This is a genomic window from Nocardioides sp. BGA-UO-ETr-FS32, from assembly GCF_059567905.1.
In genome coordinates this window covers 312,935-329,833 of record NZ_JCAQOX010000013.1, presented here as the reverse complement: position 1 = coordinate 329,833, position 16,899 = coordinate 312,935, and the positions used below count along the sequence as shown (strand labels likewise).

At 73.3% G+C, this 16,899-nt stretch carries 12 protein-coding genes; 3 read left to right on the top strand and 9 right to left on the bottom strand.

All coding sequences use genetic code 11. The features are described 5' to 3' along the window. Positions 1-118: 118 nt before the first annotated feature. The 5 genes from AC57BS_RS06735 to gatC all read right to left on the bottom strand — a co-directional run bounded on the left by AC57BS_RS06735 (position 119) and on the right by gatC (position 7,019). On the bottom strand, positions 119-1,792 hold the full coding sequence (locus tag AC57BS_RS06735) for a hypothetical protein (protein ID WP_496410667.1): 1,674 nt from the start codon (positions 1,790-1,792) through the stop codon (positions 119-121). A gap of 305 nt (positions 1,793-2,097) precedes the next feature. Then, the gene (locus tag AC57BS_RS06730; RefSeq protein WP_496410666.1) at positions 2,098-3,507 is read right to left on the bottom strand and encodes a prenyltransferase/squalene oxidase repeat-containing protein; all 1,410 of its coding nucleotides are present in this window, start codon (positions 3,505-3,507) and stop codon (positions 2,098-2,100) included. 139 nt (positions 3,508-3,646) lie between these two features. Then, complete coding sequence (gatB, locus tag AC57BS_RS06725) at positions 3,647-5,170, bottom strand: Asp-tRNA(Asn)/Glu-tRNA(Gln) amidotransferase subunit GatB (protein WP_496410665.1); 1,524 nt, start codon at positions 5,168-5,170, stop codon at positions 3,647-3,649. Next, entirely contained in the window at positions 5,167-6,720 is a 1,554-nt protein-coding gene (gene gatA / locus AC57BS_RS06720) for an Asp-tRNA(Asn)/Glu-tRNA(Gln) amidotransferase subunit GatA (protein ID WP_496410664.1), read from the bottom strand. The genes gatB and gatA overlap by 4 nt, the downstream gene beginning before the upstream one ends. Then, positions 6,720-7,019: an Asp-tRNA(Asn)/Glu-tRNA(Gln) amidotransferase subunit GatC gene (gatC, locus tag AC57BS_RS06715; RefSeq protein ID WP_496410663.1), complete on the bottom strand. Its 300-nt coding sequence runs from the start codon at positions 7,017-7,019 to the stop codon at positions 6,720-6,722. Before gatC ends, gatA begins: the two co-directional genes overlap by 1 nt. Positions 7,020-7,168: 149 nt before the next feature. Here gatC and AC57BS_RS06710 point away from each other — a divergent pair, with 149 nt between their 5' ends. From AC57BS_RS06710 to AC57BS_RS06700, 3 genes are read left to right on the top strand one after another with little or no spacing between them, the layout of a single operon-like run. Then, positions 7,169-8,728, top strand: a complete 1,560-nt coding sequence (locus AC57BS_RS06710; RefSeq protein WP_496410662.1) for a N,N-dimethylformamidase beta subunit family domain-containing protein — start codon at positions 7,169-7,171, stop codon at positions 8,726-8,728. Between the two features lie 35 nt (positions 8,729-8,763). Beyond that, positions 8,764-9,384, top strand: coding sequence for a hypothetical protein (locus AC57BS_RS06705; RefSeq protein ID WP_496410661.1), 621 nt, complete (start codon positions 8,764-8,766; stop codon positions 9,382-9,384). After that, the gene (locus AC57BS_RS06700; RefSeq protein ID WP_496410660.1) at positions 9,381-10,289 is read left to right on the top strand and encodes an LCP family protein; all 909 of its coding nucleotides are present in this window, start codon (positions 9,381-9,383) and stop codon (positions 10,287-10,289) included. The genes AC57BS_RS06705 and AC57BS_RS06700 overlap by 4 nt, the downstream gene beginning before the upstream one ends. A gap of 4 nt (positions 10,290-10,293) precedes the next feature. Here AC57BS_RS06700 and AC57BS_RS06695 read toward each other — a convergent pair whose 3' ends face one another. The 4 genes from AC57BS_RS06695 to ligA form a co-directional block, all read right to left on the bottom strand. Beyond that, positions 10,294-10,938: a response regulator gene (locus tag AC57BS_RS06695; protein WP_496410659.1), complete on the bottom strand. Its 645-nt coding sequence runs from the start codon at positions 10,936-10,938 to the stop codon at positions 10,294-10,296. Between the two features lie 26 nt (positions 10,939-10,964). After that, positions 10,965-13,229: a sensor histidine kinase gene (locus tag AC57BS_RS06690; RefSeq protein ID WP_496410658.1), complete on the bottom strand. Its 2,265-nt coding sequence runs from the start codon at positions 13,227-13,229 to the stop codon at positions 10,965-10,967. Positions 13,230-13,286: 57 nt separating this feature from the next. Beyond that, positions 13,287-14,537: a calcium-binding protein gene (locus tag AC57BS_RS06685; protein WP_496410657.1), complete on the bottom strand. Its 1,251-nt coding sequence runs from the start codon at positions 14,535-14,537 to the stop codon at positions 13,287-13,289. An 83-nt stretch (positions 14,538-14,620) separates the two neighbouring features. After that, positions 14,621-16,771, bottom strand: a complete 2,151-nt coding sequence (gene ligA / locus AC57BS_RS06680) for an NAD-dependent DNA ligase LigA (protein WP_496410656.1) — start codon at positions 16,769-16,771, stop codon at positions 14,621-14,623. Positions 16,772-16,899 lie beyond the last annotated feature (128 nt).

Sequence of the window (16,899 nt, the reverse complement as noted above, 5' to 3'; positions counted from 1 at the left end):
AGGACGGCGGCCGGGCCGAGGCCGAGCACCACGCCGCCGCCGACCAGGCTCACGGCCAGGGCGGCGAAGGTGGCGGCAGCCGACGTGGCGAACCGCCGGGTCCGGGCTCCCATGGAGGTCACTTCCGCCGCAGCCAGAACTTCGTGACGCCGGATTCGGCACCGGGGGCTGTCTGCGTTGCCACCACACGGATCCGCTTCGTACCGAGGACTGCGCGCGCGGGCTTGGTGAGCCGCAGCGTGATCCGGGAGGACCGGCCGGGCTCGACCTCGTACGTCGACTTCGCCACCACCAGCCTGGCCGTGGTGCCGTCGGCGCGCTCGACCTTGCCAGCCGTCCGGACCTTGAGCTTGCCCGTGCAGGCCACCGTTGCGTCGCAGGAGACCGCGACCTTGAAGCGGTTGTTCGTGCCGACCTTCTCGACCTTCGCCACCCTCAGGTCGCCGACGACGGGCGCCGGCACCGGCGGGGCCGCGACGGTCGTGGTGGCCGACTGGGCGCCGGACAGGGTGGTGACCGTGAAGGTGTGCCCGGCGGGCACGGTGGCGGGCAGGGCGAAGGACACCGTGAGGTCACTGCCGGTGCCTGTGACCAGGCGCTTGGCGGTCCCGAAGGTCACGCAGCCCTGCTCCCCGGCGGCGAGGCCGCGCACGACCACGTCGACCTTGCTGCTCGCCGCGGCGAAGGCCGGAGCCGTGAGGCCGAGAGCGCCCGAGGCCGCAGGTGCCCACCGCAGGACGGGCGCCGCCTGGAAGGTGGCACGGCGCCACACGCCGGTCTTCGCGCCGAGGCCGCTGGTGCGGCCGCTCGCGAGGTCCTCGGCGTTGTAGGCGATCGCTCCCGTCGGGGCCTGGGCCGCGCACGCGCCCGGGTCGGCGGCCTGGAGCCCGCGGGTCCACGCGGCCGCCTTCGTAGCGGCGGCCGTACGGCCGGACTCGCCGAGCGCCCAGCCCGCGAGGCCGGTGCTGTTGGCGTTGCTGCCCGGGGCGGAGGCATCGCCGGCGAAGGAGCCGTCGGGCAGCTGGACGGACTCGAGCCACTGCGTCGCGAGGCTGATGGCGCCGGCCACCCTGGCCGTGCCGAGGCCGGACTCGCGCAGGGCGATCACGGCCAGCGCGGTGGTGTCGGCGCTGGGCACGTCGGTGCACGCGGTGGAGCCGAGGGTGAAGAGGAAGTAGCCGGCAGGGCACTGCTGGGCCAGGAGCGCATCGGTGGCGGCCGCCGCCTCGTCCGAGCCCGCCCGGACGAGCGCCTCGACGGCGAAGGCCTGGCCGATGGTGTTGGCGTAGTCGCCGAAGCTGGAGTCGTCTGCGATGACGCCGGTGGCGTCGTCGGTCAGATCCTCGAGCTGCGCGAGGAGGTCGATGCTGGCGTACGCCGTGCCGGCGTCGCGACCGATGCGCCCGGTGAACGCTGCCGCCTTGGCCGTGGCGTTCGCGTAGCGGCCGACCTGCACGAAGTCGTAGGGGGACTGCCAGTCGTACTCGTCGGACGCGGCGTAGCCGTAGGGGAAGTCCTCGGAGGTGACGAGGGTGCCCGCGATGCTGTCGCCGATGAGCTCGGCCCGGGCGGTGTCACCCATCGCGTCGAAGGCGAGACCCGCGTCGATGGTCAGGCCGATGTCGGCGAAGTCGCCGACGGCGATGCCGTTGGTGAGCTGCGTGGCGATCCAGTCCCCCGCGAGCCGGGTGGGAGACGCGGAGGTGGCGGCACCGGCCGGCTGGGCGGCAAGGGTGGCGGTGACGAGGCTGGCGGTGAGCGTGACGGCCGCGAACCCTGGGATGAGCTTCATGATTTCCTCCCTCGCTGCGACAGCGAGGGAATCGGCACGTGCCGGTCCGCCCCGCTGCATTCCTCGACAGCGATGGTGATCAAGACGCGTCGAGGCGGGTGTTCCGGCTCGCACGGGATGGCTCCCGTGCCCACGGTTGCGGGTCAGCGCCGGTTTCGGACCGGCTTTCCCCAGCTCGGGCGTGTGTGGTGCCGACCCGGTCGGGTGCGGCCTGCGAAGCGTAACCCTCGCGCGCCCCCGGACGCACTCCGGCCCGGCGTCGTGGGACGCCGGGCCGGAGCGGTGTGGCTGGTGGAGCTGGTGGATCAGTTGCGGACCCGGAGCGACGTACGCGCCTCGTCGTCCGAGGTCTTCACCAGGCCGACGCGGCGCTGGTTGCCCGCCGGCAGCTGGAGCTTGCGCACGATCTTGCCGCCGGACTTCTTGCCCTTCACGCGTCGGAAGTCGCCCTTGACCTGCATGCAGGCGCTCTCGCTCGGCGCGAGGCCGAAGACGCGGAACTGGACGCGGTCACCCGCGCGGGCCTCCTTGCGCACCGACACGATGCGCAGCTCGTCCTTGCTCGCCGGGGCGAACTGGAGGCCGAGCACCGCCTGGGCGGTGGCGCGGCGCCACTCGTCACGGGCCGACGCCGGGATCCCGGTCGTCGAGGAGGCCTTCACCCGGTCCTTGCGGTAGGCGACGGCACCCATGTCCTTGGTCAGCGCCGTGCGGCACTTGTACTTGTCGACGGGCTGGTTCTTGCGCACCCACAGCGCGGCCTTCAGCGCCGCGTCGCGCTTCTTCAGCAGGCCGAGGGCGAAGCCGCCGACCGCGGTCGAGTTGGTGTTGATCTGGCTGATCGGCGCGGCGGCGCGGAACGCCCCGCTCCCCCGCTGCCGGTCGACGAGCCAGGCGCCGGCCTTGTCGAGCGCCGCCTGGACGGCCGGGGTCTTGTCGTCCGACTCGACCAGGTTGATCACCGCCAGCGCAGTGGCGTCCGGGTCGGCCTCGCTGCCCGGAGCGCCCTCGGTGCACGACTGGTTGGGCACGTTGGCCTTCTCGAAGCTCGCGCGGAAGTAGCCCGACGCGCACTGCTGCTTGAGCAGGAAGTCACGCGCCGCGGCCGCCTCGGTGGACCGGGCCTGCGACAGGGCTCGTACGGCGTAGGACTGGCCCACGACGTTGGCGTGGTTGCCGTACTCCGACTTGTCGAAGATCCGCCCGGCGATCGCCGCGGCCTGCGGCTCTGCCGCCGCGTCGGCGGGCACGTCGGCGGTGCGCTCCTCGAGGCGGGTGATGAGGTTGACCCCGCCGTAGCTGGTCGGGTTCCGCTTCGCCACCTTGGCGTAGGCGGCAGCCTTGGCCAGCGGTCCGGCGTAGGACTCCTTGGTGCCGTCGCCGACGTACTCGCCGATGCGGGCCTCGAGGGCCGTGGTGATCGCCGCGTTGGTGGCACCCTGGTCGACGACCGTCGACAGGGCCATGCCGGTGTCGATGGTGAGACCGAAGTCGGGGCCGTTGTCGCCGACCATGAGGCCGTTGGTGAGCTCGTCGGCGAGCCACTCCGCGGCGATGGTGGACGGCGTGCTGTCCGTGGGCATCGCGGCCTTGGCGGCACGCAGTGCGGGCGTCGGCTCCGCGGAGGCGGGCGGAGCGGCGAGAACGCCGACCCCCAGCGCCGCGGTCGACAGGGCGACGGCAGCCGTTCGGATGGGTCGAATGCGATGGTGCATGACTTCCTTCCCGCTCGCCGGGGCGGTCATGACCGCATGCCGCGGCCGACCCCCTTCCCCCGATGGTGCGAGCGTTGGTTGGTGATGTGACCAATGTGACGCGCTTGCACCCTAACAAGTTGTCTAGACAACCGGCTTTCTAGGAGAGCTTCTCCAAGATCAGCTCCCGGACCCGGCCGGCGTCGGCCTGCCCGCGCATCTCCTTCATCACCGCACCGATGAGCGCTCCAGCGGCGGCGACCTTGCCGTCGCGGATCTTGTCGGCGACGTCGGGGTTCGCAGCGATCGCGTTGTCGACGGCGGCGCCGAGCGCGCCGTCGTCGGAGACGACCGCGAGTCCGCGCTTCTCCACGACCTCGTCGGGGGTGCCCTCACCGGCCAGCACGCCCTCGAAGACCTGCCGGGCGAGCTTGTCGTTGACGACCTTCTCGTCGACCAGCGCCTGGATGCGGGCGACCTGGGCAGGCGTGATCGGGAGGTCGACGATGTCGACGCCGTCCTCGTTGCTGCGCCGGGCCAGCTCGCCGAGCCACCACTTGCGGGCGGCCTGCGGAGCAGCGCCCTCGGCGATGGTCTGCTCGACCAGCCCGAGCGCCCCGGCACCGACGGTGTCGCGCATCTCCATGTCACTGAAGCCCCACTCGGCCTGCAGGCGCGCCCGACGGACCGTCGGGTTCTCCGGCAGCGTGCCGCGCAGCTCCTCGACCCACTCGCGGCTCGGCGCGACCGGCACCAGGTCCGGCTCGGGGAAGTAGCGGTAGTCCTCCGCGTCGGACTTCACGCGGCCGCTCGTGGTGATGCCGGTGTCCTCGTGCCAGTGGCGCGTCTCCTGCAGGATCGAGCCGCCACCGCTCAGGATCGCGGCGTGCCGCTGCATCTCGTAGCGCACGGCGCGCTCGACGGAGCGGAACGAGTTGACGTTCTTGGTCTCGGTGCGGGTGCCGAGGGTGCCGCTGCCCTTGGGCGAGAGCGACAGGTTGACGTCGGCGCGCAGGTTGCCCTGGTCCATCCGGGCCTCGGAGACGCCGAGCGCGACGATCAGCTCGCGCAGCTGGGCGACGTACGCCTTCGCGACCTCGGGCGCCTTCTCCCCCGCGCCGAGGATCGGGCGGGTGACGATCTCGATGAGCGGGATGCCGGCGCGGTTGTAGTCGACCAGCGAGTGGTCGGCGCCGTGGATGCGACCGGTCGAGCCGCCGACGTGCAGAGACTTGCCGGTGTCCTCCTCCATGTGGGCGCGCTCGATCTCGACGCGGAAGGTCTCGGTCTCACCCGCGTCGTTCTGGATGTCGACGTCCATCCAGCCGTCGAAGCAGATCGGCTCGTCGTACTGGGACGTCTGGAAGTTCTTCGGCATGTCCGGGTAGAAGTAGTTCTTCCGGGCGAACCGGCACCACTCGGCGATGTCGCAGTTGAGCGCGAGGCCGATGCGGATGGCCGACTCGACGGCCTTGCCGTTGACGACGGGCATCGCGCCGGGCAGGCCCAGGCAGGTCGGGCAGACGCCGGCGTTGGGCTCGCCGCCGAACACGGCCGGGCAGCCGCAGAACATCTTCGAGGCGGTGTTGAGCTCGACGTGGACCTCGAGGCCGAGGGCGGGGTCGTACGCCGCCAGCACGTCGTCGAAGGGCATCAGGGCCAGGTCGGTCGCGGGGGCGGTCATCGGGTTTCCTCGTCGGTCGAGTAGCGAGCGCCAGCGAGCGTATCGAGACCCAGTCCGGGGGCGCGGTCGAGCAGCGGGCCGCCCCACTGCTCGGCGTACATGGCCTCGAGAGCGGCGCCGACGCGGTAGACGCGGTCGTCGGCGAGCGCGGGTGCGAGCACCTGGAAGCCGCTGGGCAGGCCGTCCTCGTCGGCGAGACCGTTGGGGACCGAGATCCCGGGGACGCCGGCGAGGTTGGCGGGGATGGTGGCGAGGTCGTTGAGGTACATCGCCATCGGGTCGTCGAGCTTCTCGCCCAGCCTGAACGCCGTGGTGGGGGCGGTGGGCGACACGAGGACGTCGACGCTGGCGAACGCGGCGTCGAAGTCGCGGCTGATCAGCGTGCGGATCTTCTGCGCCTGGCCGTAGTAGGCGTCGTAGTAGCCGCTGGAGAGGGCGTAGGTGCCGAGGATGATGCGGCGCTTGACCTCGTCGCCGAAGCCGGCGTCGCGGGTGGCGCGCATGACGTCCTCGGCGCTCGGGTCACCTTCGGGCGTGACCCGCAGGCCGAAGCGCATGGCGTCGAACTTGGCGAGGTTGCTGGACGCCTCCGCCGGGAGGATCAGGTAGTAGGCGGCGAGCGCGTGCACGAAGGACGGGCACGACACCTCGACGACCTCGGCGCCGGCCTTGACCAGCAGGTCCACCGACTCCTGGAAGCGGGCCATGACGCCGGGCTGCCAGCCGTCGCCGGCGAGCTCGGTGATGACACCGACCTTCACGCCGGTCATGTCGCCGGTCGAGCCGGCCCTCGCGGCCTCGGTGAACGAGGGCCAGTCCTGGGCGATGGACGTGGAGTCGCGCGGGTCGTGGCCGCCGATGACGTCGTGCAGCATCGCCGCGTCGAGCACGGTGCGGGTGACCGGGCCGGCCTGGTCGAGGCTGTTGGCGAGGGCGACGAGGCCGTAGCGGGACACGCCGCCGTAGGTCGGCTTGACCCCGACCGTGCCGGTGACGGCGCCGGGCTGGCGGATCGAGCCGCCGGTGTCGGTGCCGATCGCGAGCGGGGCCTCGAAGGCCGCGACCGCGGCCGCGGAGCCGCCGCCGGACCCGCCGGGGATCCGGTCGAGGTCCCACGGGTTGCGGGTCGGCCCGTAGGCGGAGTGCTCGGTGGAGGAGCCCATCGCGAACTCGTCCATGTTGGTCTTGCCGAGGATCGGCAGGCCGGCCTCGCGCAGGCGGGTCACGACGGTCGCGTCGTAGGGCGGGATCCAGCCCTCGAGGATCTTCGAGCCGCAGGTGGTCGGCAGCCCGCGGGTGGTGAGCACGTCCTTGACCGCGACCGGTACGCCGTCGAGCGGGCCGCGGGCCTCGCCCCGGGCGCGACGGGCGTCGGACTCGGCCGCGTCGGCGAGGGCGCCGTCGCGGTCGACGTGGAGGAAGGCGTGGACCGCGCCGTCGACCGCGTCGATGCGGTCGAGGTGGGCCTCGGTGAGCTGGGTGGAGGTGACCTCGCCGGCGGCGAGGCGCTCGGCGAGCGCAGCGGCGGTGCTGCGGATGATCTCGGTCATCAGGCCTCCTCACCCAGGATCCGCGGGACGGAGAAGCGCTGCTCCTCCACCTCGGGGGCGCCCGCGAGCGCCTCATCGGCCGTCAGGCCGGGCACCACGACGTCCTCGCGGAAGACGTTGGTCAGCGGGATCGCGTGCGACGTGGGCGGCACGTCGTCGCCGGCGACACCGGTGATGGAGGCGACGGATTCGAGGATGACGCTCAGCTGGGGCGCCAGGTGGTCGAGCTCGGCGTCGGAGAGGTCGATGCGGGCGAGGGTGGCCAGGTGGGCCACCTCGTCGCGGGTGATCTCGGGCATGCGGGCAATCCTAGGTCCACGCCAGGTCGGGGCCCGACGCCGGTCGGGAGCCGGTCGGGAGCCGGTCGGGACCAAGGTCCGGATCCTCCCGGGCGGCCGGGATCACCGCCTCGTGTGCCGGGACCGGCGCCGGCCGGATCGTCGGCCCCATGGAGATCATGAGGGCGGGGACGGCCGTCGTCGGGGTGCTGCTGGCGCTGGGGGGCGTGGGGTGCGGGTCGCCGGTGGCGCGCACGGTGCCTTCCGTGGGCACGAGCGCCGCGCTCCCCCACGCGGCGGGGTCCGAGGCCGTCGATCCCGACAGGGAGGGGGCCCCCGGTCCGCGCGGGTCCGAGGACTGGCGCTCGCGCAACCCGTCGCTCGACGGCGAGCTGGCGGCGTACACGACCCGTGCCAGCGGGATCCCGGGGACCCGGGTGGGGCTCAAGGTCTCCACGACCGAGGGCGGGTGGGAGGCGTCCGCCTTCCGCATCGGCGCCTACACAGGGGGCAGCGGCGCGTTCGTCTGGGAGTCGGGCTTCCGGCTCGGGCGCGCCCAGCCCGCTCCTCGCCTGGAGCCGTACGCCACCCGCACGGTCGTCGCTCCCTGGACGCGCGACCTCACCGTCGACACGGCCGGGTGGGAGCCGGGGTTCTACGTCTTCCTGCTGCGCACCGACACCGGCTGGGACGTCCAGGTGCCCTACGTGGTGACGTCGCCGTCGGCGGAAGGAACCGTGGCACTGGTGGCGCCCGTGACGACCTGGCAGGCCTACAACCGGTGGGGTGGCCACAGCCTGTACGCCGGCCCGCCCGGCGACTCCCGCAGCCACGCCGTGAGCTTCGACCGGCCGTACGCCGCGACGACCGGCGCCAACGACTACCGCACCGCGGCGATCCCGGTCGTGGTGCGCGCCGAGCGGTCCGGCGTCGCCCTGTCCTACTTCACCAACCTCGACCTCCACACCAGCGTCGGCGCGCTCGACGGTGCGCACGGCTACGTGTCGATGGGCCACGACGAGTACTGGACGAACGCCATGCGCGACGCGGTGCTGGCGGCGCGCGAGGCCGGCACGAACCTCGCGTTCCTCGGCGCCAACACCATGTACTGGCGGGTGCGCCTGGAGGACACCGCCGGCGGTCGCGCCCGCCGGATGGTCGGCTACCGCCACGACGCCCACCTCGACCCGCTGTACGCCGAGGGCTCCGTGGACGCGACCGCGCTGTTCCGGCAGTCGCCGGTGCCCCGGCCCGAGCACGACCTGCTGGGGATGCAGTACGAGTGCTACCCCGTCGACACCGACTACGTCATCGCGAGCCCGCGCTGGTGGGGCTTCCGCGGCACCGGCGTGCGTCGCGGTCACCGGGTGCTCGGCCTGGTGGGGCCGGAGGCCGACCGGGTCTACCCCGACGCGCGGCTGCCCCGTCCGCTCCAGGTGCTGGCCCACTCGCCGTACTCGTGCCGCGGGGTCACGACGTCCTCGCAGTCGGTCTACTACACGACGGGCTCGGGCGCCGGGGTGTTCAACGCCGGCACGCTCCGCTGGGGCTGCGCCATGGCCGAGCGGTGCGAGCGCCCGCTCGGTGCCGGGACGGCGGCCTTCGTCCGGACCGTCACCACGACGCTCCTCACCGAGTTCGCCCGCGGGCCGGTCGGCGAGCGACACCCGGCCCGCGACAACGTCGACGACTTCGGCCTCTCCGCCACCAACAGCGTGTCGGCGAGTTGAGGCACGGCGCCCCCGGTTCGGCCATGATGAAGCGCATGGGCCACTGTCGAGACCTCGCGGCGATCGCCGCGGCGGTCGCCGTGCTGGCGGCGGCCGGGTGCTCCGCGGGCGGCCCGCCCGACGAACCGGAGCCGCCGCAGGCCCAGCAGGTCGCCCTGCGGGTGGAGACCGTGGCGGGGGCCGACCGCCTCGACGAGGGCACCCGCGCCGAGGTCGAGGCGGCGGTCGGGGAGACGCTGTCGGCCTATGTCGTGGAGGCCTTCCTCGGCACGTTCCCGCGCCAGGAGTTCGTCCGCTCCTTCGAGTCGTTCACCAGCATCGCCGCGCGCGACGGTGCCGGCGACATCGACGTGCTCACCGCAGCGAGCGCGCGCGAGGCGACCGCCGTGCGCGCGACCGACCTCGAGGCCCGCCTGTCCTTCCTGGCCCGCGCCGGCACGGTCCACGGCGGCACGGCGACGGTGCACTTCGCGTTCGATGCGACGATGGAGGACGGCTCGACCCGACCGCTCGTGCTCGACGGCCGCTTCCTGCTCGTCCCCGACCGTGAGGGCTGGTCGATCTTCGGCTACGACGTGGCCCTCGACGACGGAGCCCCGGTCGACGCCGAGCTCGAGGACGAGGCCGGGGACTCAGCGACGGAGGGCTCGTCGTGAGCGCCGTACGACGCCTTGCGGCGCGCCTGCTGCTGCTGGCCGGCGTGGCCCTGCTGGTCCCGACCGCCTCCGTGCACCCGACGACCCTCAGCCTCACCACGGTCACGGCGGCCAAGTCGGTGGACGCCGGCGACGGCGAGCTCTGGGTGCTCGCCCTCGGCTCCGAGGCAGGGCCCGGCCAGGACGTGACGGCGGGGCGCACCGACGCCATCCAGCTGATCGGGGTGAGCTGGGACACCGGTCGGGCGGTGGCGATCGGCCTGCCCCGCGACCTGTGGGTCGAGCTGCCCAGCGGGCGCGCGCGGATCAACGAGGCACTCTCCGAGGGTGGCCCCGAGGGCGCGGCGCGCGAGGTGGACGACCTCCTGGGGATCACTCCCGACGTCGTGATGGTGACCGCCGCCGACGGCTTCCTGTCGATGATGGGCGCCGTGGGCGACGTCCGCGTCGAGTCGCCCATCGGCTTCACCACCGAGGAGGGCGGCGTAGAGGTGCGACGCGGCACCAACACGTTCGACGCCCGCCAGGCGCTGGCGTACGCCTCCACCCGGGAGGGCCTGCCGGCGGGCGACTTCGACCGCGCCGCCAACCACCAGCGACTCCTGCTCGCCGCGCTCGAGCGGCTGCGGGGCGCGGAGGACGAGGTCGGCTTCATGGAGCAGGTCGCGCTCGCCGCGCTCGAGGGGCTCGAGACGGACCTGTCGCCGTCGGCTGCCTACCGCCTGCTCCAGGCGCTGACCACCATCGACCCCGCGCGCACCGACGCGTGCATCATCCGCGGCGAGTTCGGCGTCGAGTTCGGCGCCGACGTCGTCTACCCGGACGCGGCGCAGGCCCGGGCAGTCGGCGCGGACGCACGCGACGACGTACGCCTCCAGGGCGGGTGCCGCGACGGGAACGGCTGAGGCGCTATCCCAGCCCGGCCTCGCGGGCCTTGACGATCGCCTGGGCGCGGTGGGCGACCTGGAGCTTGGTGAAGATGTTGCTGGCGTGGTTGCGCACGGTCTTGACCGACAGCCCGAGCTGCCGTGCGATCTCGCCGTTCTCCCGGCCCTCGGCGATGAGCCCCAGCACGACCCGCTCCCGGTCGGTGAGGTCCGGGAAGGCGTTGGCGACGGGGCGGTTCCGCACGCCGGAGAAGTAGGCCATCACCCGGTCCGCGATCCCCGGACCGAAGATCACCTCGCCTGCCCCGACGGCCTGCACCGCGCGGGTGATCTCGGCGCGACGCGCGCCCTTGAGCAGGAAGCCGCGGGCGCCCGCCCGCACGGCCGCGAACACCGACTCCTCGTCCTCCATCATGGTCAGCACCAGGACCCCGATGTGGGGCGAGGACGCCACGATCTGCGCGGTCGCGTCGATGCCGTTGACCCGGGGCATGTGCAGGTCCATCAGGACGACGTCGGGTTGCAGGTCGAGCGCCAGCGCGACCGCCATCGCGCCGTCGGACGCGGAGCCCACGACCTCCACCGCCGGCGTGGCCGCCAGCAGCGCCGCGAGGCCCTTGCGGAAGTCCTCGTGGTCGTCGGCGATCAGCACGCGCTGCGTGTCCATGCCTTCCCCCTCTCCATGCCGGCCCCTCAGCTCGTCGGGAGCCCGCCGTCACCGCCCGACGGTCCCGTGACCGGCAGCCGCGCCCGGACGACGGTTCCACCGCCCGGACGGTCCACCGCCTCGAAGGAACCGCCGAGCTCCTCCGCGCGCTCACGCATCGAGGACAGGCCTACACCCGGCGACCGGTCCGCGGCCAGCCCCGAGCCCGTGTCGGACACCTCGATCTCGAGGTCGTCACCCGCGCGGCTCAGCCGCACGGAGCAGCGGGACGCCCCGCTGTGGCGGCGCGCGTTGGTCACGGCCTCGACGACGATCCGGTACGCCGCGACCTCCACCGCTGCGGGCAGCGGCTCCAGGCCGTCCTCGGCCTCCACCGACCACCGCACCGCGACCGGGCCCGATCCGTCGGCGTGGTCCGCGGCCAGGTGCCGCAGCGCCGAGACCAGGCCGAGCTGGTCGAGCGCGGGCGGCCGCAGCCCCTCGACCAGGCGCCGCACCTCGCCGATGTCGGCCCGCGCCCGGTCCGAGAGTCGGGCGACGAGGTCGGCGGCCCGGTCGGGGTCGTCGCGGATCAGGTCCGTGGCCGCCTCCAGCTCCATCGCGAAGGTCGCCAGCGACGGTCCCAGTCCGTCGTGCAGGTCGCGACGCAGGCGCCGCCGCTCCTCCTCGCGGGCAGCAACCAGCCGACGGCGCGACAGCTGGAGCTCGCGGTTCGCGGTGACGGCCTGGACGAGGGCCCCGACCTGGGCACCGACGTCCTCCAGCAGGCGCCGGTCGCCGGGACCGAAGGGGTCGTGCCCGGGGTCGACCTCGACGCGCAGACGACCCAGCGTCGTCCCGCCGACGGCGAGGTCGACGGTCGACGGGACTCCGGCGGAGTCCCCGATGGAGGCGGCGATCGGGCCGGAGGTCGAGGTGGCGAACACGTCGACCGCGGCGAAGGACAGGTGGAGCCGCCGGGCGAGCAGCTCGAGCGCCTCGCGCAGCGTCTCCTCCGGGGCCGTGAGCGCGTCGAGCCGCCGCAGCTCGGAGACGACCCGCTCGGGGAAGTCGCGGTCGCCGTAGACCCAGCGCCGCACCGTCCGCTGCACGGCCACACCGACGGGGAGGAGCAGGAGCGCGAGCAGCCCGCCCGCGAGCATCGACTCGACGGCGACGTCGGCCGCGAGGTCCACCGCGCGCACCACGACGCCGAAGGCGGCCCCGACCACCACCAGCACCAGCGCCTGGACGAGGCCCCGCCGCACACGCGGCTCGATCTCCTCGAGCCGGAAGCGGCCGGCCGCTGCGGCCACGCAGGCCAGGACCAGTCCACCGGCGAGCAGCACGAGCAGGTCCGCCCGCACGAGTGCCCGATCGGTCAGGAGCACCGGGGAGGGACCAAGGACGAACCAGGCGCCCACGCCGGCACCGCTGCCGAGCAGCGCCAGCCGGGTGGCCAGCACGTCGTCGCGTCGGCTCGCACGCAGGTGGGCGAGCGTCGCTGCGACGAGCAGGACGGGGATCGAGGCCCATAGGGTCGGAGCGGCGACGCTCGACAGCACCTGGAGGCGGGCGGCAGGCGAGCCGGCCGCGCCGAGGCGCAGGTCCAGGGTCGCGGCGTACGCGAGGAGCGGGATCGCGACCAGCGCGGCCGTCACCCAGCGTTCGCGCCCCGACGGACGGGTCGCCAGGGCGACGGCGGTCACCAGCGCCACCAGCCCGAGCGCGGAGATCGCCTCGCCGGCCAACCTGGGCCAGGCCCCGTCCCCGAGGTCGACGACGTCCGGCCCCCAGGGGGTCGAGGTCACGGAGGCCGGAAGGAGCGCAGCCGCGACCAGGAACGCGCGCGCCGACGCGGCCGCGGGCCGCGACCAGAACACCGCCGACCCGACGAGCAGGACGAGCACGGCGAGGAGCGGTACGAGAGGTGCCGCCCGCAGCGCACCCAGCACCGGGTAGGTGCCGAGCCTGACGTCGACCTGCTGGATCAGGTCGAGCCCGGCGCCGGCGCGGCGCACCTCGTAGCGCACCACGTCCCCGGTCTCGAGCGTCGCCGCCCCGCGGCCCTGGACCCAGTCGGACAACGACCGGCCGTCGACCGCCTGCACCTCGTCGCCGGGTCGCAGCGGCGTGTCACCGTACGTCGCGGCGACGCGGACCGTCTCGCCCCACTGCACGGCCCCCGACGGCACCAGCCGCGAGGACAGGCTGGTGCCGTCGGAGGGTGTCGCCAGGAGCGCGAGGAGGGTCCAGCAGACCGGCACCGCCCACGCGGCTGCCAGCACGAGCAGCCTGCCTCTGCGCGACATGCAGGCATCGTGCCCCTCGCGCCGGGCACGGGGGAAGCGGGCGCGCGCGGCGGGCCCTCAGCAGCTCGAGCGCTTCTCCGCGTTCTTGCAGGTGTCGTTGCCGCCGCGACCGCGGGCGATGTCGAAGCCGTTGCCGCCGTCGAGGCGGTCCGGCTGGCGCGAGCCGGTCATCACGTCGGCGCCGCCGCGGCCGTAGATCATCGCGCGGTAGTCGGGGTGGGCGGTGATGACCTCGGAGTCGTTGCTGCCCTTGAAGATCGACAGGGCCCGGGCCGGCAGGACGATGTCGCTGAACCCGTTGATCCTGCCCTCGAGCGTGTACGGCTGGAGGTCGCGGATGGTGGACTTCTTGAGCTGGTCGATGCGCACGGTCGGCTTCGCCAAGGGGTTGGCGTTGGGCAGCAGGCGGAGCTTGTCCTGGCCGCCGTGGCCCTTGGCCACGAAGCCGGACTCGAGCGGGATCGGGAAGGTGATCGTGTCGACCCCGCTGCCGCCGCGGAAGCTCTGGTGGCTCTCCGAGGTCGAGGTGAGCACGTCGCTGCCGCTGCCGCCGACGAAGGTGTCGATGCCGACCGAGCCGGTGATGGCGTCGTCGCCCGCGTCGCCGTAGAGGCGGTCGTTGCCGGCCACGCCGTCGTTGTCGCCGACGATGGTGTCGTCGCCGCCCTGGCCGTAGAGCAGGTCGTCGCCGCCGCGGCCGTGGATCACGTCGTCGGAGTTGGTGCCCTTGATCATGTCGCCCTGCGGCGAGCCGATGACCCGGATGCCCTGGCCGTAGCCACTGATGGTGTCGCTGCCCTCGGCCGTGATCACCGACGTCGCCGCGGCGCGGAAGTCCACGACGACGGCCGCGGGCGCGCCGGCGTAGGACAGCCCGTCCCCGACGACCCGGGTGCCCTCGGTGGCCGGGCGGGGATCGAGGCCGAGGTCGATCGTGTCGTCACCGGCCCCACCCGAGATGGTGTCGCCCTTCTTCACCACCCGCCCGAACGGGTCGATCCGGACCAGGTCGGCGTCGCCCCAGATCCGGTCGTTGCCGTCTCCGCCGAGGATGGTGTCGGCGCCGTCGCCGCCGCAGATCACGTCGTTGCCACCGATGCCGCGGATGGTGTCGTTGCCACCGCGCGCCGCGATGACGTCGCGCTGCGGCGTGCCGGTGATGGTGTTGGCCTTGTTGTTGCCCACGATCGTGGCCTTCAGCCCTCCGCAGCTCGGGGCGGCGGCGTGGGCCGTCGGCGCGAGCACGACCGGGGCGGCGAGGCCGGCGGCCGCGACGAGCGCGGGGACGAGTGAACGGGCGAGACGCATGCTGACTCCCAGGGATTGGTCTGTCCCGGTCTCCTAACCGGATCCTCCGCCTCCCAAACCCCGGGGGCACATCCGGCACTCCCTCAGGCGTCCAGCCCGTCCGGCCCCTTCTCCAACAGGACCGTGAACTGCTCCTCGTCGAGCACCGGGACGCCGAGCTGCTCGGCCTTGTCGGCCTTGGAGCCGGCGTTCTCGCCCACGACGACGTAGTCGGTCTTCTTCGACACCGAGCCGGACGCCTTGCCGCCGCGGCTGATGATGGCCTCCTTGACCGAGTCGCGGGTGTAGCCCTGCAGCGAGCCCGTGGCCACGATCGTGAGGCCCTCGAGCGTCCGCGCGACCGACTCGTCGCGCGCGTCGGCCATCGTCACGCCGGCTGCCGCCCACTTGTCGAGGATCGCGGTGTGCCAGCCCGACTCCTCGCCGTCGAGCCACTCGCGGACCGACGCCGCGATCGTGGGCCCGACCCCCTCGGCCGCCGCGAGCTCCTCCTCGGAGGCGGCACGGATCGCCTCGACCGACCCGAACTCGGTGGCGAGCGCCCGTGCCGCCGTCGGGCCGACGTGGCGGATCGACAGCGCGACGAGCACCCGCCACAGCGGCACGTCGAGGCGCGTGGCGAGGTTGGCCAGGAGCCGCTCCCCGTTGGCCGAGAGGACCCGGCCCTCGCCCTCCTGCTTCTTCGCGGCGCGGGTGAAGAGCTCGGTGCGCAGCAGCTTGTCGGCGTCGAGGTCGAACAGGTCGCCCTCGTTGTCGATCACCCCGGCGTCGAGCAGCGCGACCGCCGCCTCCGAGCCCAGACCCTCGATGTCGAAGGCACCGCGGCCCGCCACGTGGAAGACGCGGTCGAGCACCTGGAGGCGGCACTTCTCGTGGTTGGGGCAGCGCAGGTCCTTGTCGCCCTCCTTCTGCTCGACCAGCTCGGTGCCGCAGCCGCCGATCTCGGTCGGGCACACCGTGGGCATCACCCACTCCGGCAGGCCCTCGGGGCGCAGCGCCAGCACCGGTCCGAGGATCTCGGGGATCACGTCGCCCGCCTTGCGCAGGATGACCGTGTCGCCGGGACGCACGTCCTTGCGGCGTACCTCGTGGGCGTTGTGCAGCGTGGCGCGCTCGACCGTCGACCCGGCCACCTTGGTCGGACGCATCACGCCGTAGGGGGTGACCCGGCCGGTGCGGCCGACGTTGACCCGGATGTCGAGGAGCTCGGTGTTGACCTCCTCGGGCGGGTACTTGAAGGCGATCGCCCAGCGCGGCGCGCGCGAGGTCGAGCCGAGCTGGCGCTGCTCGGCCACGGAGTCGACCTTGACCACGACCCCGTCGATCTCGTAGGGGACGATCGAGTGCCGGTGCTCGCCGACGTGGCCGATCCACTCCTCGACGTCCGTCAGCGTCGGCACGACCCGCACCTGCTCGGAGACCGGCAGCCCCCACGCGCGAAGGGCGTCGTACGCCGCGCTCTGGGCGGGCGGCTCGAAGCCCTCGCGCGCCCCGATGCCGTGGCAGACCATCCCGAGGTCGCGCGTCGCGGTCACGCGGGGGTCCTTCTGCCGCAGGGAGCCCGCGGCCGCGTTGCGGGGGTTGGCGAACATCGGCTTGCCCGCCTCGACCATCGAGGCGTTGAGCCGCTCGAACGCGTCGCTCGGGAGGAAGACCTCGCCGCGCACCTCGACCAGCGCGGGCACCGGGTGCTCGCCGGTGCCGGTGAGGCGGTGCGGGACGGAGGCGATCGTCTTGACGTTGGGCGTGACGTCCTCGCCCGTGCGGCCGTCGCCGCGGGTCAGCGCGCGCACCAGGCGCCCGTCCTCGTAGAGCAGGTTGATGGCGAGGCCGTCGACCTTGAGCTCGCAGAGCAGGGCAGGGGCCGCGATGCCCTCGCGCACGATGCGGGCGTGCCAGGCCTCGAGCTCCTCGAGGTCGAAGGCGTTGTCGAGGCTCTCCATGCGCTGGAGGTGGTCGACCGCGGTGAAGTCGGTCGAGACGGCGCCGCCGACCTTCTGCGTCGGTGAGTCCGGGGTGCGCAGCTCGGGGAACTGCTCCTCGAGCGCCTCGAGCTCGCGCAGCCGGGTGTCGAAGTCGGCGTCGGACAGCGTCGGGTCGTCGAGGACGTAGTAGCGCCAGCGGGCGTCCTCGACCTGCTCGCTCAGCTCCTGGTGGCGCTCGCGCGCCTCGGTCGGAGCAGTCGCGACGGCAGGCGCGACAGGCTCGGCGGCGGTCCGGTCGGGCGTGCTCATGGGCACAGTCTGCCGGTCCGCACCGACAGGGTCTGCGAGGACCGGTCTGGACCGGATGGAACACATCTGTTCCATCGGAATGAACCGGACGGGTAGGGCGTTGGTCGAAACGAAACCGTTCCGTTCCA

Coding starts and splice junctions, on each gene's coding strand:
- AC57BS_RS06735 (WP_496410667.1), bottom strand. CDS start 1,792: ATGAAGCTCATCCCAGGGTTCGCGGCCGTCACGCTCACCGCCAGCCTC.
- AC57BS_RS06730 (WP_496410666.1), bottom strand. CDS start 3,507: ATGCACCATCGCATTCGACCCATCCGAACGGCTGCCGTCGCCCTGTCG.
- gatB (WP_496410665.1), bottom strand. CDS start 5,170: ATGACCGCCCCCGCGACCGACCTGGCCCTGATGCCCTTCGACGACGTG.
- gatA (WP_496410664.1), bottom strand. CDS start 6,720: ATGACCGAGATCATCCGCAGCACCGCCGCTGCGCTCGCCGAGCGCCTC.
- gatC (WP_496410663.1), bottom strand. CDS start 7,019: ATGCCCGAGATCACCCGCGACGAGGTGGCCCACCTGGCCACCCTCGCC.
- AC57BS_RS06710 (WP_496410662.1), top strand. CDS start 7,169: ATGGAGATCATGAGGGCGGGGACGGCCGTCGTCGGGGTGCTGCTGGCG.
- AC57BS_RS06705 (WP_496410661.1), top strand. CDS start 8,764: ATGGGCCACTGTCGAGACCTCGCGGCGATCGCCGCGGCGGTCGCCGTG.
- AC57BS_RS06695 (WP_496410659.1), bottom strand. CDS start 10,938: ATGGACACGCAGCGCGTGCTGATCGCCGACGACCACGAGGACTTCCGC.
- AC57BS_RS06690 (WP_496410658.1), bottom strand. CDS start 13,229: ATGTCGCGCAGAGGCAGGCTGCTCGTGCTGGCAGCCGCGTGGGCGGTG.
- AC57BS_RS06685 (WP_496410657.1), bottom strand. CDS start 14,537: ATGCGTCTCGCCCGTTCACTCGTCCCCGCGCTCGTCGCGGCCGCCGGC.
- ligA (WP_496410656.1), bottom strand. CDS start 16,771: ATGAGCACGCCCGACCGGACCGCCGCCGAGCCTGTCGCGCCTGCCGTC.